Genomic DNA, 21557 nt, shown 5'->3' on the forward strand with positions numbered 1-21557 from the left:
CCTCCTTCTCATAAGTTCTACATGCTCACTATTTATACAAAGGACCGTAAGTTTGACAAGCTCTGTAATCAGCACTTGTTAGTTCTGAAGCTCCAAAAGCGCTCCATGCACTCGGGCGGAAAATTCTTTCCTCTTTCACATTGTGCATTGAAACAGGAATACGTAACATGGAAGCGAGCGTGATCAACTCATCCCCAATATGACCATAACTTACGGCACAGTGATTAGATCCCCAATTGTTCATTACCGAATAAACATCCTTGAACGCACCTTGTCCTGTCAGGTTTGGCACGAACCAAGTTGTCGGCCATGTAGGGTCAGTTCTTTGGTCTAATTTATCATGTATGTCCTGTGGTAGTTCGACGGTATGTCCTTCTGCGATTTGAAGGACGGGACCGATTCCTTCGACTATATTGATACGAGCCATTGTGACCGCCATACCACCAGCAGTGGTGAAGTCAGTAGAAAATCCACCTCCTCGGAAATAATCTACGGCTTCATGCCATTCAGTAGCCTCTAAACACTTCTGGACCTCGTCATCAGAAATTTCCCAGAACGGCTTCATCGCTGGTTTTCCATCTATCTGTTGCTGTCCTGTTCCGTCGAGTGCAGCTGGTCCAGAGTTAATAAGATGGATGACCCCGTCAGAGGCCTCACCCTCCAGCTTTTTCCCTGTTACTTTCTTCACGGCTTCTGGACTCCAGTACGTACGAACATCAGCGAAAATTTGGGCTGAATTAGTTAAAAGATGTCCGAATAACATTGTGACGCTATTTAAACTATCATTCTCGGTAGCGACTATGAATGGCTCTCTTGTACCATTCCAATCAAAAGAAGAGGAGAGTATAGCTTCCATAAAATCACCCGTCGGCATAAAGTCGGTCCAAGCACGTTGACCTTGGAAACCAGCTGCAATTGCGTTATGTCCTAGAGCTTCTTCACCGAATCCTTTTTCTTTTAAACGTGGATTGCCTATCATAAGGTCTCTCGCGATAAGGGCCATCTTCACTACCGTTTCCCAATCGTTTTCCTTTTGTTCTGGTGACCTTTGCGCTTCTTGGGAATTATCATTGCCACCTTCACGACAGTTTTCTTTCACCCAGCCTAGAGCTTGTTTAAATTCCTTTTCATCATAAATTTCTAGTTCCAGCCTTCTAATGATCTCACTCATATCTACATACTCATTTCTCATTCCAAGATAATGCTGGAAGAAGTTCTCATCTATAATACAACCAGCGATACCCATGGATACGCCACCCATAGATAGATAAGATTTTCCACGAATGATATTGACCGCAAGAGCTGATTTTGTAAACTGCAACAGTTTTTCTTGCACGTCATCTGGGATCGAAGTATCGGTCATCTCCTGCACATCACGACCATAGATACTGAACACGGGCAATCCTTTTTGGTTATGAGCTGAATTTGCAGCTGCTAGATATACTCCTCCTGGTCTCTCTGTACCATTGAATCCCCATATTGCTTTTGTCGTTTGAGGATTTTGATCCATAGTTTCAGTAGGATAACACCAAGAAGGAGTTACTGTAATCGTGATACCGACACCTTCTCGTTTGAATTCTTCGTCAACCTTCGTAGCTTCTGCTACGCCACCAATGGTCGTATCTGGAATAATGCATTCGATGGAACTACCGTTAGGATAGTGAAGTTCCTTTTCCAACAGTGTAGCAACAGATTTTGCCATATCCATACAAGTTTCTTCTAGCGATTCACGGATACCACCTAAACGTCCATCGATAACTGGTCTGATACCTACTTTCGGAAATTCACCGGTCCATCTATTATTTAATAATGTATTTTCATTACTCACTTTACATCCTCCTCTTTCATTACTGTTTTCAATTTTTCATCCCTTAGTTGGTAGGAGATCATACGACACCAACGGTTAATAACACATTTGCATATATTCTATCTTCTCCTGTAGCAATGGCTAATTTAACGTTTTCTGCTTTACAAGCTTCATAAAATTCATATCGCCCTAGCTCATCTAACGTTTCTACTGAGGATACGATCGCATTAAATTCTTCAAAGATTTCAGGTCGTGTCCCACCTTCAGGTACCATGACTTCTAATTTTTCAACAGCGATCATCTGATCGATAACTTTTAACACATCGGTCACTAGAGGAAGGCCAGTCGTCAAATTGAGATATACCCTTTCTACGTTATCGTTCGTATTCGAATGTAGTGGATAGTTACCATCTGCGATTAATATCTTGTCTCCGTGGCCACATTTCGATAAAGTACTTAAAATCCCTGTATGTAGACAAGGTACTTTCAGCAAGTTTCTCACTTCCAATTTCAATTTTTTGTAGAATACCACGCTGCGCGTTCGCCCATGGTATTCCACCGTTTTTTTTCATCTTAGATTTCATACTTGTATTCAAAGCACATTATCTTTTAGAGCCAATGTGTAGGGTATGATACAATTTAATCTAGAAGTTTTTTCTTTGGCCCTGTATAAGTACTGGCATACTTTACAGGGTTTTTATTTGTTTGGATAAAGAAGTTTTTGAACCTCATCATCGTCCAAGTTATCTCTTGTCACAACTGTAACCCCCGTATCTACTTTTTTATCGATCTCTTCACCGTTAATAGCTTTAACCACGTTTTTCACTCCATCATAGCCCATCATATAAGGGTTCTGTACAACGAGAGCATCAATTGTACCTTCTTTCAATGCGCTTATTTCGTCTGGATCAGCATCGAATGCAACGAGGTCAACTTTATCTTGTAACCCTTTTTGTTTTAGTGCCTGTGCTGCTCCCAGTGCTGATTTGTTATTTGTAGCGAATATTCCAGTTACATCCGGATTAGCCGTCATAATATCGCCTGTTACTGCCAATGCTTTAGCTTTATCACTCTGGCTGTACTGAGTTGTTACTATTTCCATATCTGGAAATTCCTCTATTCCATCTTTGAATCCAGTTTCACGCATAACTGCTGTAGCTGCACCTGGAACAAAGCTGACCATTGCTACTTCTCCTTCTTCCCCGACCATATCAGCTAACGTTTTTGCGGCTTCTTGTGCAGCCTTTTCATTATCAGTGGCAATATAGCTCTGAGGTTTATCAGAATCAATTCCTGAGTCAATAGTTACGACTGGGATATCTGCCGCAATTGCTCGTTCTGTTGGTGCAACTAAAGCCTTTGTATCTGAAGCAGCTAACACAATGCCATCCATATGCTGATTTACTGCGTTTTCCACAATGTTAATTTGGCCAGAAATATCAGTCTCTGTTGGTGCGCCTTTAAAGGATAAGTCAACGCCCAATTCTTCTGCAGCCTTTTCAGCGCCAGCTTTAACTGTTAACCAATACTCTGAATCAATTGATTTTACAACCAGGGCCACATTTAATGGTTTGTCACTTTTTCCAGATTCACTTCCACCTGATTCGGTTGATGAACAACCACCCAACACCAACATCACTGCTAAGAATACAATTGACGATAAACCCATTAATCTTCTCACTGAAACCTCTCCTTTTAAGAAAAATAGTTACGAATGTAAATCCTATTCTAATGTGGTCGATCGTTATTTTCGTCTAATCTGATCAAGGTAAACAGCAAGCACAATGACAATACCGATTGCAATCTGTTGCCAAAATGGAGATACGTTTAATAGGTTTAATCCATTTCTTAGTACACCCATGATAAAAGCACCTATGATGGTTCCACCTACTGTACCGATGCCGCCCATTAAACTTGCGCCGCCAATCACGACCGCAGCGATGGCATCTAGCTCGTATCCCATACCAGCCGAAGGTTGAGCTGATACTAAACGAGCTGACATCAAAACACCCGCCAAACCAGCAAACAAGCCGCATACTACGTAAATCATCATTTTATGAAAATTAACATTGATCCCTGATAGCTGGGCGGCTTCTTCATTACTTCCTATCGAGTATACGTAACGTCCAAAAATCGTTTTAGATAAAATGAACGCTGCTATAACTGCAACAATGACTAAGAAAATGACCGGAATTGGAATATTAAGTATGCGACCGTTCCCTAAATTAGTGAAACTCTCTGGTAAGCCTGATACTGGAAGACCATCAGTCAGTACAAGAGCTAATCCTCTCGCAACCCCCATCATTCCTAGCGTTACGATAAAAGGAGGCATTTTTCCTTTCGTGATGACGAACCCGTTGATAAGTCCAAGAAATCCTCCTGCTAAGATTCCTGCTAGTAATGCTACTGGTGTCGGCCAACCAGCTAATAAAAGTTGACTACTAATCACTCCAGCCAATGCCAATGTAGACCCAACTGACAAGTCAATCCCAGCTGAAATAATTACATAAACTTGTCCTAAAGCTAATATGGCGATAATCGAAGTTTCAAGCGCAATAGTTAAGAGATTATCAGTGGTTAAAAAATATGGTGAGGCAATCGATAGAATAACCGACATTATGATTAATCCTAAGAGCGCATACATCTTTGCGAGAATAGCTTTTTTTGATTGTTTACTATTTATACCTGCGCTGCTTTGACTTTCAATAAGACTATTACCTGCCATAAGGTAAATCCCCTTTCAATTATCTTCCGGATGTAGCGTGATACATTATTTTCTGCTGATTCGCTTCATCCTTGTTTAGAATAGCTGTGCACTTTCCTTCGTTCATAACGAGCACTCGGTCGCTTAAACCCAGGATCTCTGGCATCTCTGAAGAAATCATCATGACGGCATTTCCATCTCTAGCCAATTGATTCATAACTTCATAGACTTCGATCTTTGCCCCGACGTCAATTCCACGAGTAGGTTCATCGAATATAAAGACCTGAGTGTTACTATGTAGCCATTTTGCAATAACAACCTTTTGTTGATTACCGCCACTCAAGAACATCACTTTTTGTTCTATAGAAGGAGTTTTAATTCTCAACCTTTGAACGTACTCTTCAGCTGTACGGACTTCTTGCTTCGACTTTATGACAACGCTTTCAGAAACTGCTTTAATATTTGCCATCGTAATATTTTCTTTGATGGATAAATTTAAAGCAACTCCATTCTTCTTTCGATCTTCAGAAAGATAGGATATCCCTTTCTCGATTGCTGATTTCGGAGACTTGATCTCCACCTTCTCCCCTTTTAAAAATATTTCACCTCCAGATATAGGATCTGCTCCAAAAATTGCTCTAGCAAGCTCGGTTCTCCCAGCTCCCATCAATCCAGAGATCCCCAAAACTTCACCAGATCTTAATGAAAAACTGACATCCTTAAGCTTTTCCTTTGTAGACAAGTTCTTCACTCTTAAAATTTCTTCTCCTATTTCAATCGTTGAATCTTTCGGGAATTTATCTTCAAGAGATCTTCCGACCATCAACCCGATTAGTTCATCGATAGTTGACTTATGGAAGTCAACCGTCGTAACATATCTGCCATCTCGCATAACGGTTACTCGATCAGCAATACGAGAGAATTCCTCTAACCTATGTGAGATGTAAATAATGCCTACACCTTTATTTTTCAATTCATGAATGCGCTCAAAGAGGGTTTCGATTTCTTGGTCAGTTAGAGCTGCTGTAGGCTCGTCCATGATTAATAACTTTGAGTTAATGGATAATGCTTTGGCTATTTCCACCATCTGTTGCTCCGCCACTCCTAGATCCTTGACCAACGTTTTAGGAGATATGGCTAGTTGCAATTCTTCCAAGATTTTTTCTGCATCCTCATACAACTTCTTCCGATTAACCATGCTCGTAAAACGTCTTGGAGCCCTACCTAAGAAGATGTTCTCAGCGACTGATAAATGGGGTATAAGATTGAACTCCTGAAAAATAATACCGACGCCATGTTTTTGAGCGTCTTTTGTATTTTTTATTTCAACCTCCTCACCGTTTAAATAGATGGCACCTCCATCGGGCTGATGAACGCCTGATAACACTTTCATTAAAGTGGATTTTCCAGCTCCATTTTCGCCTAAAAGAATATGAACTTCTCCTGCTTTTACCTCAAGCTCTACATCGTCGAGCGCTTTGACCCCGGGGAACTCTTTATGAATGTTTTTCATTTCTAATAAAACACTCAATTAATTCACTACCTTCCGCATTTTAATTGAACACGCTATTGTCTGTTACCAATTTCGGTTTAAACACCTTATTAATAGGGCCGGTTTTATTATCTAGCCGTTCTAATAGAATGTTACCGACCGACTCCCCCATTTCATATGGTTCATGGACCACTGATATAATTCCAGAGGATTTTAACAACTGAAACGCTTCAGTCTCGCCATAAGAAGCAACTACAATATCATCTGGAACAGTGTATCCTCTCTTGGTTAATTCTAGGAGTACACCGAAAGTCATAATATTATTAAACGAGAGAATTGCTTCCGGGACCTTGGAAAAGTTCAGAAAGTAATCCACCGCCATACTCCCTCCCTCTTGTGTAAAGGACCCGTTGTATACATACTTTGAATCTTCTTCAATTCCGTGATCTTTTAGAGCTGCTTTGAATCCTTCATAACGCTCTTTGCCAGTACTCACATTCAACAGGCCGTTTACAAGACCAATGGAACGATGTCCTTGATCTAAAAGGTAGGAAGTCAATTCATAAGTGCTTTGAAAATTATTTTCTGTCACCGAATCTAATCGTAGGCCATCCATATCAAATGTTCTGTCTACTAATATGATAGGGACACCAGCCTTATTGATCTTGCTCACTCGATCTTGAGTGTCGCCTGCAGTAGCTAATACTATCGCGTCTACTCTTTGTTCAAATAACAGCTGTAATAACTTGTCTTCTTTTTTTGAACTTTCATTACTGCTGCAAAAGATCAAGTTGTATCCTTTTTCTTGGACGATATCCTCGATTCCCTTTGATATTTTCATGTAATAAGGGTTAGAAATATCAGGTATTATCACTCCAATCGTATTTGTCTTATCTTGTTTTAAGCTCCTAGCAATGGCATTTGGTTCATAGTTTAATTTTTTTACTGCTAGAAAAACACGTTGTTTGATGTCATCGCTTACAAAACCTCTATTGTTTATTACTCGAGAAACGGTAGCCGTAGAAACATTAGCTTCCAATGCTACATCTTTAATCGTGTGTTTTGCCATTATTATCACCTATGCCTTTATTGTTTGAAGACGATCGTTTCCAAGTAATCGTTTACATGGAAACTTAAAAATTGTTGATATAACTCAAGTAATCGTTTACATGTAAAATAATAATATAGAATAAAATCGTTTTCAACCACTTTTTTAAAATTTCTGAAATTAATTATTGTTTCACCTATTTTTATATCGTTTTAAATAGGAGGAGATGAGATAAGAGGAATATGAGAGGTAGACAAACCACAGGAACTAACTTTGAAAGAGGCTTTTATTTGAAGGAATGTCAGATCTGAGAAACATGAGCTTTTACTCGTACATCAGCTATAGAAGATACGATGAACTGGCCCGTCCCTACCGGAGGCGTTAGCAAACCAATTGTTAAGTTGATACAAATGATTACGCCAAGATGAATCGCATCGATTTCAAATGCTGTTAAAAGGGGCATAAACGCCGGAACTAGAATAATTAATCCCGTAATTGTTACTTCTTTTAAATACTTACTTTTTGCTAACACAAATATTTTTAATTGTTTGTGTTTTTTTGTGCAGATAACTATTTGATGTGTATAGGTAAAAATGAAGGAGAAATATTACTCCTTATTTAGAAAATAACCGTGTACAAAACTTTCGTTTGAATCTAATACGGTATATAACAAATAAAAACTACTGGAGGAATTGAAATGAACAGAAAAATTATGAACATCAAGGTTGAAAAGGCCACAAAACCAAGAAGACGTATGGTCCATAACTTATTAATCAATAGCATTGGATCGACCTTTGACATAGCAAAAAGGGAATGGATATGTGTGACACCGATTAGAAAAGAAGACGATGGGTTCGTTGATCATTGTGAACTTTGTGGTGCAAGAAACTATGAGCAAAACATCCTAATAATGAATGAAAATAACAATAACCAGTTAAAGGTTGGGATTGATTGCGCATCCCGTTTTCTTTTATTAAACGGATGTGAAAACCAGAAAGATTCAAGGCTGTTAATTCAGCATGTTGTCGCAGAATCTGATTTAGAGAATGAGTTGATAACGTTATTCAAAATCCTTAGAAATGCTCCAAAACTTTCAACAAAAGAGGTTAATAAATTTAGAAATAATCTAATTGAATATCTAACACTTAAAGGGCAAGTAAGGAAGCTGTATACAAGAGAAGAAATAGAAATTATTCTTGAAACGGTCCTTAATGTGCCGGATATTACAAACTACGATATAAAATTATTAATTTGCATTTTAGAAAAAAAAGTAAGGTTTACTCTAGAAGAATCGTATAGAACTCCTCTATAAAGCTTCCATTTCATCTCTCTCAAGCACAACCCTCGCCTTTATTGACGAGGGTTGTTCACTTTTAGGTTATTTTTCCTTATCACTAACACTAAGAGTGAAGCAGTATTAATCCTTGATAAGCTTTAAGGAAACAATACTAGCTAGTGGGATGTAGTGCACACAATAATTGCGGTCAATGACTCTAATATGATGAGTAGAGCAATCCAAATAATGAATGTCCCCTTGAATACTGGAGATTTTATTTTCAATTTCATATGTAATACCTACCTCCGTAGCAAATTCCATTGCTGTATAAACCTCAGCAAGCACTTCCGGTTGAAAGGTCCAATTCACTTTTATACTCATCGCTATCCCGTCCTCTACTTATCTTACCTTTATCATATACGAATGTATGTTCTGTTATCAATGGTAAAAAAATCAATTATAAGTTATATACTCTTTTGATCCTTTCCTTTTAAACCGAACCATGCTAGACTAACAAACCAAATAAAAGTTGGAGGAGATGACCGCCTCGGTTTTAGATTGTTTAAATGTATTGATAAATGCCGGCTTACTTTTGGTTGCAGTACTAACTTATTATTTAAAACGAAAGGAATAGTTTTGAAGAGAAGGACTTTTTCATTGAATAGCTAATTATAAAGTAGCTAGGAGGTGAAAAATTGCTGACTTCATCCGAAAAGAATAGAATGATGCAAGCGTACATGCTGCTATACGAGGTTGAAAATTATGTTCGATTAACAATCGAACAAGCAATGAAAGCTACTTATGGTACTAAGTGGTTCACGAAAGCCCCAAAATTATACAATATGCCTTCTCCCCCTAAGTCTTTTCTTGAGCTCACTTTTTTCCAATATGAAGTATATTATCTTCGAAGTTACCCAGTATTCAATTTCACTTCTCAATTGTCTCATCATTTAGGTATGCTCTATCCTCTTCGCAATAAGGTTGCCCATCATCGATATTTATCCCTATACGAGTTTAATCAACTTAAGAAAAGTAGTTATTATGTATTGCGAGAACTAGTCTAAAGATCTTCTTTTTTCTCTGTTTGAGATAATAATTCAAAAAACATAGAGTATCTGATCTTCTGAGTGTTCAGAAGTTGAGCTACTCTTGATTTAAGTTAAATAACACTTCTATTTCCATCCTCCTGTAAAACTGTAGATAATATTCCGATATTCATACTGTAAATCATAAATTTAGTAAGGAGGATGTTAATGAGACAGACTGAGGTAACAGTTTCAAAGACTAATGAGCATGAATGGACTGAGAAGCGCTGCCCCCATTGTGATGCACTACTTTTTGAAAAAAGATTGGATATCTATGCGTTGCGATCGATTCGTATTAAATGCAGGTTATGTAAAGAAGTTATGGTGTTATGAAGAGATTAGATGAAGAAAAATAAAGAAGAATGGCAGCAACAGCTGATTTTATCTTTGAAAAAAAAGATGGATGCTAGCATTATCCAAGCTTTGTCTTTTGGTGCTGATCCACATCTTAATATGCCAAATGGGGAAAAGATTATTAATTATGTGTTTCGGCTATCGAGTGAATATATCGTGAATCACTTTATAATGGAAGGTCTACATAATAAATACGGGAAATCATTTCAACAAAAATTTTTATTTATCTCGAGTTCAAGAGGTTTTCTCTATGTGGTTGAACATCTCATTAAAGAGCAAGATTTTCATCAAGTAGAGCTTGATCATGCATATCTATTAGCTGTTGAGTCAGGCGATCTGCTAACCGTTGACTTTTTGATACGAAGTGGAGCTAATATTAACGCTGTCGATGGAATAAATCAGAATGCTATTTTAAAGGCTTGCCGGCATCAGGATACAGATATGGTCTTATACCTAGAAAAGTGTGGATGTGACCTTTACCACAAGGATAAAGACGGAGATAGTGCGTTGCATTTGTCTTGTCATAATTGTATAGATGTAAAGCTAATTCATTATCTTCTTTCAAGAAATCTTGATGTAAATGCACATAACAATTATGGATTCACTCCTTTATTGGATGCTATTTGTAGTATAGAGCTGAATTTTGAAAGTGATTTTTTAACTGCAGCTAGGTTGTTACTTAAAAACGGAGCTGATCCCCACGTTATCTGTGATGATGGTAACCATTCGTTGTTGTTTGCTTGCATGTTTTTCGGTTCTACAGATGCAATCGATCCCCATATAGAACTCGTTAAGCTTCTACTAAATGAAAAAGTAGATCCTCTTCACCGAAATAATGCTGGAGCCGATTGTTTTGAGATGGAAATAGGTTTTTATTCAAAGTATGCAGAGTGTCTTTTAAAAGAAGCTATTAGTACTTCCCCTATTCAAGTACCAAATTATGAAATAAACAATAGCTATACTAACTCTAGCGAAGTAAAAGGTTTTAATGAAGACTCTTTTCTAAGTCGAAATGGATACAGTACTAAATTAAAACATGAGGAAAGGTGGAGCATCTTAAAGGAGAAAATTCTTACTCAAATTCCTGCTCAAAAAGTAGTTAATTTTATGAGTTATCGCATAAGACTTTGCAATCAGCCTAAAAGCAGAGCTATTAAATATGCTGATGCGATTTACACCTATAAATATGACATTGAGCGTATTCGGAATTACTGTGAGAGAAATCCTGGAAAGTGTGAAGATTAGAATTGGATTTTGATTTTGTATAAATACATGCTTCGTGAAACAAATTTCATTTCACTCAGTACTAGCTTGAAAAAAATAATCTTTAGCAAACTGCTTTTATTTTGCTTCACTAACACTCAGGTATTTTTTCCTGAGTGTTTTTGTGTTCGAAGATTATATTTTTTCCTACTCATCTAGCATCTTTTACTGAAATCATGGAGATCGATCTGTTTTTCCGAGATAGTGAAACTAGCTTTTTTGCGTCCTTTTTTGAAATCCCTTGTTTTTTTGCATTGTTTTTTCTGGCCATTACTCCCACACTCCCTGTGAGTTTATTATTCGTTATCAGGAGTATCGCCAGGCCCTCTCCTTTTTATACGTTCTAACCTCTCCTCCTCTCTCATATCTATGACTATATGATTTTTTAACTTTATGACTCTAGGATATTACATGAAAAGGGAGTTATTTTAAAACGGGAGGGAGACGGATGGACTCACTTAATCCAATGTTTCAAAAAAAGAAGCCAACACGATCAGTTCCCATTAAGACGAGCAATGTTCGGAAAAAGCCGATTACTAAAAGTGAAGGTCGTAAGGTAAGGAAGGATAAGAAACATGATATTAAGATACCTCTAACACTTGAACAGCGAAAAACGATCAAAGCTCTTTCTCAACACGCAGGTGAATACCCCACCAACTTCCTTAGTCAGAAAATGAAGGTTGAGTTGCCTAGAGCTGAATTTCTTCCAGAGCCCATGATTCCTTATCCTTCAAATTCAAAATTGTCCTATCCCGTGAAGTTAGAAGACCCCTACTTTAAACAACTTCAAGATTTAAGCATCGAGTGGGACTGCAGTTTACGACGTGCTGCCTATCGCATAATCTCCTCATTACTTTAATAAAGGAGGCTTCCCTGATGAATGAATCAAATCCGTTTAAGCTTGTTCAAGAAGAAGTTTCCAACCTGGCTTACGTAGCGACTTCTCGAGGTGAACGTATGATGGATAAGCTGTTTCGTAAAATGAAATCTTCTGAAATACTTAAATATCGTTTTTTAGTACCTGCTTCTCTTTATTTGCGTGGTGAGCTTCTGTGTGAAGATATTACGGAGCTTAGTGATTTTGAATTTACTCAGGCTGATCTTTTAGACTTACTTCTGCGCGATTTCTTGCAAAATATACGGCAGTCTCCTGATCATCATGCCGTGTTTCGTGAACTGATGGTTCGTGATAAGCGCCCTGCTCTACTCAGAACCTATTCCGGACAAGAGGCCCTTCTTAGTCAAGGAAAACAAAAAATGAAGGAGATTACCTGTCCTATTAAACGTCGCTCTGCTCTTCGGGTTGAAGTCTTCTTAGCCGATCTCGCTGAGTTATATGAAGATGCTCATTACTCTGTTGAGGATATTCTTCAAATTCTTTATTGTGACTTTATCGATTCCTACCGGACAGGCCAACTTCGTAATGTGGTGAAGTCCATTATTCAAAAGCTTGAAAAAGAGGTATAACTTATTATGATATCCATAACATATTTTGTTTATACCTCTTTTCAAGAAATAAATATAATAAATTCTAAGAGGTATTCAGCATACATATACTAACAAAAAGCTTCGTATGCTGACGTTTACTGCTTTTTGTTGCTATGATCATTCATGGGATTTTTCATCAAATAAAAAGAAGGAACGACGGTAGTCGCTCCTCCACTTTTGAAAAATTCAACTTATCGTATAATATCATGTCGATATTAACTTCATATAAAGGTATCAGCCACCAAACAGTTTGGCAAAGAACCCCTTCTTAGCCTGCTTTTCTTCCTGTTCTTCTTGGGCTTTTTTTAAAGCCTCTTCCGCCTGTTGGCGCTGGTTTTCCTCTTCCTTTAGACGAGCTTCTCTCTCTTCTTCCTTTTTGGTCATTTCTTCAAGCTTCTTTTTCATTTCCTCCTGTTCCTTTTTATACGTTTCTAGAGTTTCTTGCGCTTTTTTTGTTTCTTCTTCATATGTTTTTTTACCAGATGCCTCTTCTTTCTCTCGTGCCTCTAAAGCTGCTGCGACTTCTTTTAATGTTTGATTGGTTTGATCTAGCTCTGCTCTTAACTGCTTTTCTTCCTCTTTTGGGGCATCTAAGCGCAAAGTCATTTGATTCATTGATCTTTTTAACTCATTTACTTCTGACTGCAGCTGTTGATTGGTAGTTACAATTTTATTGAGTTCTCCAGCAATGAGCTGAAATGCTTGATCAAATCCCTGTTCTTGTAGAACGCGTTCAAAAGCTACCGACAATACTTTCTCTTGCTGTGTTAATGTTTCGTTCTCTTCTTTCTCCATTAACATATTCTCTGCCATTAACTCACGTCGAATATCATCATATGTACGTTTAATCCCTGCTTTTCGAGCTTCTTCAAACAAATCACGAATTCGTATTATCTTTTCAAATTCTGACTCATGAAAATATCGTCCTGAACTTTCTTTAATGGATGTAATGAGTTCTTGCTTATCCCAATATCGTAATTGAGCTGTTGTTACATTTAACTCTCGGGCGGTTTCTGCAATCGATTTTAAGCCTTTTTCCATGTCGTTCACCCCTGTATCACCTTTATATCAACATCATACCATGTTATGTGAAGTTAATATGATATGATATGAAGTTTATTTGTTATTTTGAAATTAATATGACATATATTTTTGGTTATCTATAAAATCTTATTGTTACTAGTTTTCATAGTGTTTTCAAATTTGTATGAATAACATATTAAGATGAACTAGCAAAAAAACCCTCAAAATGAGGGTTTTTTAGTCGTCATCATCATCTAAATCAGCAAAAAAGGCTTGATCCATAAAACTAGCTGCCACATCGTTTGCTTGAAATAGCTTTTCACTTTGCTGTTGTTCTTCCTGAGGTTCATTGTTTTGAGCTAATAGCTCGAATGCCTTGGCAGGATCAGTTGCTAATTTTAATACAATCTGAGAGATAAGGGCCTTTGTATGTTTGTTTTCTAGCCATTGTCTTTCTTCATTAGATAGATTTTCCGGAATGGGAAGAGAGTAGTAATCTGGATCCGTTTGTGGAATACGATCATCGATCGCATCCACGAAAAGGGGAGCGATTTTACTACTAAATTTCCGTCCTTCGGTCTTTTTAAGCTTATTTAAATAAGTAATGACGTGAGAGGGCGTATGGTTTGGAAGTCGAAAAGAGATTGTTTTTCCTGGTTCCAGTAGATCAGCCATCGTTATTCTTTCGTAGAAGCGACTTCGAGCTCAATGCCTTTTTTCTGGCAGTACGTGTAAAGAATCTTAATATACGCCCTGGCAATCATCCAAACACTATCATCTGGCTTCACAAAACGAAGAGGGTACTGTTCCTGATCTTCATTAATACCTTCCAAATAAGGTTTAAGTACAACAGACCCGCCGCCAATTAAGTAGGCATAGCGAAGCGAAGGAACACGATTCCATAGTTTTTTCAGATGTTTGTATTCTTCTTCAGCAAGAGAAGAGAGCTCATCATCGATAATATGCTTAATCGAGACGCGATTTCCTTTATTCCAAATGTGATTTCGTTCTTCTGGATCTTCCGAGACGATCACGTCAACAACGGCGCGACGGCTATGGAAAGGGTATTTGAACTCATTAAACGTTCTAGCGATGATGTTATCAAGGTAAGGGGATACACCTTCTTTGATTCCATCTGAGTTCTCGTTATCTACAGCAGCTTTGTTTACAATGGCTGAATCAGTCGATAACCCCCCGATATCGTTGATTAAAATCGGTTTTTGAATGAGTTCAGGATTTTTAATAGCACCTTGTTGATCCGTTGTTAGGTCAACAAAGGCAGCAAAACCTTCAGAACTTACAATAACTTCTTCAAATTTAATTCGTACGGTTTTTCCGCCAACTTCAGGCGTCTGAAGGAATTTTACTTCGTGCTGATGGTTACGCAATTTTTTGCGATAATCCTTTGAAAGCCCATGTTTTACTTCCTGAAGGGGTAATCCCGTTGATAAAAGATAAGTAGCTTCAACAATACCATCTTTGTCTGGATTATTTTGCACAGCATCGTAAGCAATAGCCGTTAATAAGAGAATAATAGGCTGATCACTATCAGCTTTATCAACTTCAGGCGTTAATTCATCTTTTTTTGCAGCTGAAGCTGCTAGATTTCCTACTTTATATGTACCATTTTTCATTTTCAGAGCAGATGAGGTCAATTCAACGTGTAATCCGTTTAATATTTCTTTTTCTGCTTCAATAACCCCGCGATCTTTCTTTGCTTTTGCGACCACGTTTGGGATGTGAACTTGATTGTCATACCCGTTAAAATAGCCTTTGACAGCGTCATTACCAATATCAATTGCTGCTAAACGCATACAAAAAACCTCCTTTATATTAGGTTGATATCACCTTTATATGACTCATTGTATGCGTTTTGTATGCAAATAACAAGAAAAAATTGGTCAAATGAGCAAAAAGGAGCAATTTGCATACAAATTGTATGCAACGTTGAATCGTTGATACATAGGGTTTACGGCAAAAAAAAAGTAGTGTATAGTAGAAGACGATAAAGCTAGTTAGCAAATATTGCCTACATATTGTAAATTACACATAAAATTGTTTTAGATGTTTTATAGAGAAAATAGTCGTTTATGTTTTTGGAAGAAATAAAAGATCTGACAACAAAAAAAGACCAAATAAAAAAGACCGTGCTACCAACACGATCTTTTGGGTATCCAAGCTCAGCCGACCTCTCCAAGTTACGCTAAGCTTGAGAACGAAGTTCACTCCACCTACCAAGTTTTGTGAGCTTTGTTATTAATATAGCCTTATATGGCTAAATAATAACATATATTTGTATAACTGTGCAACGTTATAACCGTACTTTTGTCTGTTAATCTATGTTTTTTTACTAGATTTGTACCTTTTCAGACAGGGGGAGGGAGAGGCACACTCAGTACAAATACGTTCTCAAGAATATAGTGCGTAACAGGATCGGTGTAAGCTTTGCTTGCAATCGGTCCTTTTTTGTTTGTCCCAGAAGGGAGAAACAAATGAATATTGCCTATCAAGACAGGGTGGAACAAGAGGTTAGACGAGACGTCCAGCCCGTAGAGATCATGCAATTCATAACACATAACAGCTTGCATCTATATAAGAAAAAGGGGTCAAGTGCGCCTTTACAAAAGAGAGTAGAGTATGAGAAGAGCGAAAACCAATCAACGTATAAAAAGGGGACCGTATTTGTCTCTTGTTCTAAGGCTGATCTAAGTCAAGGGAAGGGATTTCTCATTAATTCTTACGAAAGCTTACATGAGAAGCACTCGGAATTAACGCACTGGACGCCAAACACATATCGTGGTGGTACATACTATGATTTTGGTAAACGCGTTATAAAGGGACATACCCGAGATAACTTAAAACAAATTAACGTGATCGGCTTTGATATTGATACAAAAGATATCGATTTATACAGTCTTTTCCTTGGGTGTGAAGAGCTCGGCTTACCATGGCCAAACGTCTTGTTAGAAACGCCTAAAGGCTTTCAAGGATTTTTCGTACTTGAGACACCTTTTTATATTCATAAACAGAAAGATTTTAAGGCGCTACGGGTAGCTGAGCGACTGTCTGAGAATATGTTAAAAGCTTTAAAGAAGTATGTACCAGTAGATGTTAACTGTGCACCTTTTGGATTTTATCGCATTCCGAAACAAGGTAACGTCGTTTACTTTGGTGATCAGCCCGCCAATACTAGTAAGCTCTTAACCTGGTCCAAAAAGTTTGAAGAAGAAGAGAAGAGAGTCTCCTTTCAAGTGATTTATTCAAAGGGTTCTGCTACATCAAATCAAACTTCGGCGGCATGGTATCAAGCTCTTATTCAAGCCACTCAAATTGAAAGTGGTCACTATAGTTCGAGTCGCAACAACGCTGTATTGACGCTTGCGATTGCCAACTTTGCAAGTGGAAGACCACTTGAAGAGGCGTATGATGAGCTTGATCAGTTTAATAGTAACCTTGCACAACCTTTAGGTAAAACTGAATTCGAGCGCATTTTAAAAAGTGCTTATTCTGGTAAGTACAAAGGCGCCAAGCGTACCTATGTGGAAGGACTTCTGGAACTCTGGACGGATGGAAAGACATCTTTTCAGGGGAGAGAAGGGTGGTACAAGTTCAAAAAGCCTAGGGAAGAGCGCGTTCGTTCTCATTATGATGAGAGAGAACAAGATATTCTACAGTATGTGGAAAAGGTAGCATGTCCAGAAAAGCCATTTTTTGAGGGAGCGCTCAAAGCTCTTGCCGAACGTTTTGGGATGGCCGTTTCAACTTTGAAAGAAGTGCTAAAGCGCTCATCTAAGCTAATCAAGCGTACAGTTGGCCGTGGAAGAAATGCCGTGACGAAGATCACGAGTCGATCCATGCTCTTTAAAAGTTTATTACTAGCAAGAAGAGAGCGTGTCCAATTAGCTCAACTATCCTTTGCCCAGCTGCTACCATCTTCACATGAAGTAATCAGTGAGGAAGATCTACCATCTATTCAGACCGAGTTACTAACCCACGAGATTGATCTGATTTACCGATCAGGTGCTAGTGATCCTGTAAAAATGACAAGTTGACTTAATGAGCCAGTCTGCCAATACATATCTAGATTACCCTTTGTTAACTCTGGCAAGTTTGTTAAGGGAATGCTCTTTGACAATTAAATAAGGTTACTAGCTTTGGTTATTTGTTACTAAATTTTAGGGCAGTACGATAGTCGTGTGTTTTTCTTTGAGTGTAGTTAAATGGAACGAATTCCCATATGATTGATTGCCAAACAAGTGTGCTTATAGTAGACTGTGGTCAAGTTCATATGACGTAAATAATACGGAAATAGATGCGCAAAAGAGATGTTAATCAATGTTCTTTTCATTTGCGGTTTTAAAGTGCCTCAGCCCCTTTTGTTGCAAGGGCTGAATGCCTCCTGTTTATATTCGTAACCTGTAGAAGACCTCGCCTATACTACGTGAACATAGCCGAGGTCTTCTACTACTCTATAAAGGCGGAGGCATTCAGAGTGTTGGTGGGGGCTGAGGCGAGAGGTTTTAGAGATTGATTTAGATTTTAGGTTTAAGATGGATTAGGTCATGAGTAATAGGGAGGGGAGACTAGGAGGTAGATTATAAGATTTGTTGTTTGGGTTGATCATGAGGGTAAGTGTGAGTTCAAGAGATTAGTAGTTTAAGTCATTTGTGAGTGAGTGCAGGTGGGGAAAGAGAGTTTTAGGTTTGTTCAGTGGATGTAGAATTCTATTTCAAGTTCAAGTGATTTAGTGCTTCCAGGTGTGTGCTATACAGGAGGTGTTGGTGGAGGTTCCAAGGTGGCTAACTGCTTATGTGAGTCTTCTAGCTTTCTTGTATGGGGTAGTGTTCTGGTTAGGTGTTCAAGTGATTAAGGTCGTTTGGTTTTTGGTGATGGTTCTTTTTTTCTTTTTGGTTTATGGTATCGGCTTCTGTTTTGGTAAACTTTTAAGAAGGAGAGTGGTTCCGATATCAGAGTGAAAAGGATGATTGGTTTATGTTGAAGTATACTTCGCTAAAAGAAAAGGATCTAGCGTATCTTACGTTTATTCTGAGAAACGGTATGGTGACGGCGAGGCAGATTATGCTGGAGTTTTGTGAGCCAAATATTCATCGTGTTTATCGTCGGTTACGAAAATTAGAAGATAAGAAGTTTGTTAGACATGAACGGATTGCTCATAAAGTTGGTGTTTACCTGGGGACATTGGAGGCAAGGAAACTCACTAATGTGAGTGTGACGGTGCCAACAAAAGCATCCATTTATACGATGCAGCATGATTTGTTGATTACGGATTTGATTCTCTATTATCAGTTTCAAGCTCAAAAAAATGGGTTGGAATTTAAGTATCGGACAGAGCGAGAGATTCGTTATGCGATGATTGGAACCGGTGATAATCAAAGTAAGTTAAAAGCGTACAATGCGAAACGAGATCGTATCCCGGACGCGGTATTCTTTTTTAAGTCAGCTGAAGGGAACGTGACGACGACGTGGGTGGAGCTAGAGCTAAATAAAAAAGAGCGTAAGCGTTATGACGAAAAGTTTTCGTTATTTGAGGAGCTGCTTTCAAGTAAAAAAGCTAGTGACCAGCCTTACGCGTATGATCAGGTAATCTATTTCGCAGATGACGTTAAAATACATAATGCAGTAAACGAAGCAAAGGATCGACTAGTGAACGCCAATAAAATCTCTGTTAAAAAAATCCCCCATGTGATTCTCGAAGATCGCTGGGAAGAGGTGTTGCCAGGTGGATCCGATGGCAAAGAGAGAGGGTCAGGTTAAGCAAACGGAAACGGACCGAATGATTGGCGACGTTGTGATGTACGGGGTACTTGGAGTTTTGATTGTGAGTTTTCTTCTCCCAGTTTTGTTAGGGATGTTCCTTTTTGCGATTTTTTATTCTCTCAAGCGAGATTGGCTGTCCTATCTTGCGCTCTTAACGGGGGGACTTCTACTTTTCTGGCAGTTTCAAGCAGGGGATCTTCTCACTTATTTTGCTTTTCTATCAGAAATGAAGGTCCCGTATTTTTCAGAAGTGCTCGAGCGATTTATCAATAACGGAGAAGCGATTCCGATTACGTCTCACTCGTATATCACGTTAACCGGTCTATCCTTGTTATTTTCGTTTGGTTTCTTTATCTTTGCGAAGTTTTTTTGGAAAAAGCGTGTGACAACTAAGTCAGGGAAAGTGCAAAAGCAAAAGGCTGAGCAAGCCTATAAAGCATTTCGCAAGCGTCGGGTTCTATTTTTGAATCGGAAACAAAAACAGTATCGACGAAAACCCACAAAAGAAGTGTTTATTGGCTATACGGATTTTAAAGAGCGCGTATCACTGAAGTCGAAAGAGCTAAACTATCATATGCTTGCGACTGGGGGAACCGGTACGGGGAAAACGACCCTGATTGCGTCTTTGCTTGAATCGGCTCTTCAGCAGAATAAGCCCGTGATTTTTATGGATGGCAAAGGCGAACGGAAATCAATGCTTGAATTTATAGCCCTTTGTGAGGCGTATGGAAAAAGGGTTTATCTTTTTTCAGAAATGGATTCTCTCACGTACAATCCGATTAAAAACGGGACGCCGACAGAAACGCGAGATAAGCTCATGGCGCTCTTTCAATTTTCGAGTGAAGGAGATGGCGCCTACTATACGGATATTGCTTCGCGATATCTGCAGCTAATCGTGAAACTGATTGATGAAGCCGGCGTAACGAGAGATATCTCAACCATCGCCAGCTTGACGAATTCCAAAGCGATGAATCAATTTTTTAGGGATCACAGCACCCAAGAAGAAATTGAAGAAGAGATCGAAGTGGAAGTAGAGGAAGAAGTAGCCACACAAAACTCTCAGGACGACGATTTAAGCGATTTTTTCACATCCTCCGATCCAAAGGATCAAAATGTGGTGAAAACCGTCACAGAGAAGCGTACAAGGACTGTCACGAAGTTGCGTGAGGGTTTGAGTACGATTAAACGAATTTTAGACGAAGAATTCCCAGAAGAAATTGTCGTAGGTTGCCTCACGCGCTTAAAAATGCAGCTAGGTGAGCTACTGGAATCAGATCTCGGCCATTTGTTTGTGGAACGAGAAGATGGCATTGATCTTCAAACGATTACAGATCAGAATAACGTAGTGATTTTCAGTATTTCAGGGAGCCGGTATGCCGATTATATTAAGAAAATTGGCAAAATGATTATTTTAGACGTGAACAGTCTCGTTGCCTATCGCCAGGCGAAGGGGAGAAAGGCGATCTTTGGGGTTTATGATGAGTTTTCTGCCTATGGGGACCGTCGTATCGTGGACATCGTTAATAAATCACGGTCTGCCGGTTTTGAATGCATCATTTCAACACAAACGCTTTCCGATATTGATGCTGTTGATCCGATCATGACAGAACAAATTATTTCGAACTGTAACGTGATCGCAACGGGGCGTGTGAACTCGTCAAAGGATGCGGAGCGTATCGCGCAGGTTTTTGGCACTTTTTCCGATCGTGAAGTGACACAGCAAATTCAAAAGAAGTATCCTCATACTCGTTATGAAGCCGAGATGGGAACCGTTCGTGATGTGGAACGATTTAAAGCGAATCCAAGTGAGATCAAGAACCTTCAAATAGGAGAAATCTTTCTTAATCGTAAAATGGTTGAAGAAGCAGAGAGCGATACTTATTTCCGTCGTGTCTATGTTCGTAATGCGCTCGGACTAGGAGGGATTAAATGAGATTGTTCAGCAAGCTGAAGGAGGGACTTCATCGGAATCTTATGAGAGGAAGGAAAAAGGTGATGAAAGATGACCGTCGTCTTCCGTCATCACGGTTTAATGGACGCCTCGCGTTCTCAATAACGTTTTGGGTGGTAGTGGCAGGCGTTGTTTTCTTCGCTTTTCAATCCTGGGCACGAACTGGATTTTTAAACGAAAAGGTGAATGGATACCAGGAACAGGCTTCTGCCGAAATCGCCACGCTTAATGATGTAGGATTTTCGAATTCACCAGAAGGAGAGCACTATGCGAGTCGTTTCCTTCAAA

At 38.8% G+C, this 21557-nt stretch carries 22 protein-coding genes; 11 read left to right on the forward strand and 11 right to left on the reverse strand.

Features of this window, described 5'->3' with window-relative positions:
* Positions 1–28 precede the first annotated feature (28 nt).
* From PQ578_RS19790 to PQ578_RS19820, 7 genes are all read right to left on the reverse strand, one after another.
* Entirely contained in the window at positions 29–1828 is a 1800-nt protein-coding gene (locus PQ578_RS19790; protein WP_273836301.1) for an L-fucose isomerase, read from the reverse strand.
* Positions 1829–1886: 58 nt separating this feature from the next.
* The gene (locus PQ578_RS19795; protein ID WP_273836302.1) at positions 1887–2300 is read right to left on the reverse strand and encodes an RbsD/FucU family protein; all 414 of its coding nucleotides are present in this window, start codon (positions 2298–2300) and stop codon (positions 1887–1889) included.
* A gap of 204 nt (positions 2301–2504) precedes the next feature.
* The gene (locus PQ578_RS19800) at positions 2505–3488 is read right to left on the reverse strand and encodes an ABC transporter substrate-binding protein (protein WP_273836303.1); all 984 of its coding nucleotides are present in this window, start codon (positions 3486–3488) and stop codon (positions 2505–2507) included.
* A 63-nt stretch (positions 3489–3551) separates the two neighbouring features.
* The gene (locus PQ578_RS19805; RefSeq protein ID WP_273836304.1) at positions 3552–4532 is read right to left on the reverse strand and encodes an ABC transporter permease; all 981 of its coding nucleotides are present in this window, start codon (positions 4530–4532) and stop codon (positions 3552–3554) included.
* A gap of 19 nt (positions 4533–4551) precedes the next feature.
* On the reverse strand, positions 4552–6024 hold the full coding sequence (locus PQ578_RS19810) for a sugar ABC transporter ATP-binding protein (RefSeq protein ID WP_420541602.1): 1473 nt from the start codon (positions 6022–6024) through the stop codon (positions 4552–4554).
* 40 nt (positions 6025–6064) lie between these two features.
* A complete protein-coding gene (locus PQ578_RS19815) occupies positions 6065–7072 on the reverse strand; it encodes a LacI family DNA-binding transcriptional regulator (RefSeq protein WP_273836306.1) in 1008 nt (335 codons plus the stop codon).
* A gap of 280 nt (positions 7073–7352) precedes the next feature.
* Positions 7353–7583 carry a TRAP transporter large permease subunit gene (locus PQ578_RS19820; protein WP_273836307.1) on the reverse strand — a complete coding sequence of 77 codons (231 nt, stop codon included), beginning with the start codon at positions 7581–7583 and terminating at the stop codon, positions 7353–7355.
* Between the two features lie 165 nt (positions 7584–7748).
* Here PQ578_RS19820 and PQ578_RS19825 point away from each other — a divergent pair, with 165 nt between their 5' ends.
* On the forward strand, positions 7749–8363 hold the full coding sequence (locus PQ578_RS19825) for a hypothetical protein (protein WP_273836309.1): 615 nt from the start codon (positions 7749–7751) through the stop codon (positions 8361–8363).
* Positions 8364–8468: 105 nt separating this feature from the next.
* On the opposite strand, the gene PQ578_RS19830 is transcribed toward PQ578_RS19825, so the two are convergent.
* Positions 8469–8708, reverse strand: coding sequence for a YolD-like family protein (locus PQ578_RS19830; protein WP_273836310.1), 240 nt, complete (start codon positions 8706–8708; stop codon positions 8469–8471).
* Between the two features lie 314 nt (positions 8709–9022).
* Between PQ578_RS19830 and PQ578_RS19835 the strand changes: the two genes are divergently transcribed.
* From PQ578_RS19835 to PQ578_RS19855, 5 genes are all read left to right on the forward strand, one after another.
* Entirely contained in the window at positions 9023–9391 is a 369-nt protein-coding gene (locus PQ578_RS19835; protein WP_273836313.1) for a hypothetical protein, read from the forward strand.
* Between the two features lie 189 nt (positions 9392–9580).
* On the forward strand, positions 9581–9745 hold the full coding sequence (locus tag PQ578_RS19840) for a hypothetical protein (RefSeq protein ID WP_273836314.1): 165 nt from the start codon (positions 9581–9583) through the stop codon (positions 9743–9745).
* A gap of 9 nt (positions 9746–9754) precedes the next feature.
* Positions 9755–11011, forward strand: coding sequence for an ankyrin repeat domain-containing protein (locus PQ578_RS19845; protein WP_273836315.1), 1257 nt, complete (start codon positions 9755–9757; stop codon positions 11009–11011).
* A 466-nt stretch (positions 11012–11477) separates the two neighbouring features.
* A complete protein-coding gene (locus PQ578_RS19850; RefSeq protein ID WP_224600392.1) occupies positions 11478–11888 on the forward strand; it encodes a hypothetical protein in 411 nt (136 codons plus the stop codon).
* 17 nt (positions 11889–11905) lie between these two features.
* On the forward strand, positions 11906–12496 hold the full coding sequence (locus PQ578_RS19855) for a hypothetical protein (RefSeq protein ID WP_224600393.1): 591 nt from the start codon (positions 11906–11908) through the stop codon (positions 12494–12496).
* Between the two features lie 255 nt (positions 12497–12751).
* On the opposite strand, the gene PQ578_RS19860 is transcribed toward PQ578_RS19855, so the two are convergent.
* From PQ578_RS19860 to PQ578_RS19870, 3 genes are all read right to left on the reverse strand, one after another.
* On the reverse strand, positions 12752–13558 hold the full coding sequence (locus PQ578_RS19860) for a MerR family transcriptional regulator (protein WP_273836318.1): 807 nt from the start codon (positions 13556–13558) through the stop codon (positions 12752–12754).
* 219 nt (positions 13559–13777) lie between these two features.
* Positions 13778–14215, reverse strand: coding sequence for a hypothetical protein (locus tag PQ578_RS19865; protein WP_273836320.1), 438 nt, complete (start codon positions 14213–14215; stop codon positions 13778–13780).
* 2 nt (positions 14216–14217) lie between these two features.
* Positions 14218–15354, reverse strand: coding sequence for a ParM/StbA family protein (locus PQ578_RS19870; protein WP_273836321.1), 1137 nt, complete (start codon positions 15352–15354; stop codon positions 14218–14220).
* A 678-nt stretch (positions 15355–16032) separates the two neighbouring features.
* Here PQ578_RS19870 and PQ578_RS19875 point away from each other — a divergent pair.
* The 5 genes from PQ578_RS19875 to PQ578_RS19895 form a co-directional block, all read left to right on the forward strand.
* The gene (locus tag PQ578_RS19875; RefSeq protein ID WP_273836189.1) at positions 16033–17592 is read left to right on the forward strand and encodes a primase C-terminal domain-containing protein; all 1560 of its coding nucleotides are present in this window, start codon (positions 16033–16035) and stop codon (positions 17590–17592) included.
* Positions 17593–18321: 729 nt separating this feature from the next.
* Positions 18322–18516: a hypothetical protein gene (locus PQ578_RS19880; protein ID WP_273836192.1), complete on the forward strand. Its 195-nt coding sequence runs from the start codon at positions 18322–18324 to the stop codon at positions 18514–18516.
* 16 nt (positions 18517–18532) lie between these two features.
* The gene (locus PQ578_RS19885; RefSeq protein ID WP_273836194.1) at positions 18533–19315 is read left to right on the forward strand and encodes a hypothetical protein; all 783 of its coding nucleotides are present in this window, start codon (positions 18533–18535) and stop codon (positions 19313–19315) included.
* Positions 19290–21251 carry a type IV secretion system DNA-binding domain-containing protein gene (locus tag PQ578_RS19890; RefSeq protein ID WP_273836196.1) on the forward strand — a complete coding sequence of 654 codons (1962 nt, stop codon included), beginning with the start codon at positions 19290–19292 and terminating at the stop codon, positions 21249–21251. Before PQ578_RS19885 ends, PQ578_RS19890 begins: the two co-directional genes overlap by 26 nt.
* On the forward strand, positions 21248–21557 hold a 310-nt coding region (locus PQ578_RS19895), incomplete at its 3' end, for a hypothetical protein (protein WP_273836323.1). The genes PQ578_RS19890 and PQ578_RS19895, both read left to right, overlap by 4 nt.

This window comes from Guptibacillus sedimenti (genome assembly GCF_028610665.1).
In the GTDB taxonomy this organism is placed as follows: domain Bacteria; phylum Bacillota; class Bacilli; order Bacillales; family Guptibacillaceae; genus Guptibacillus; species Guptibacillus sedimenti.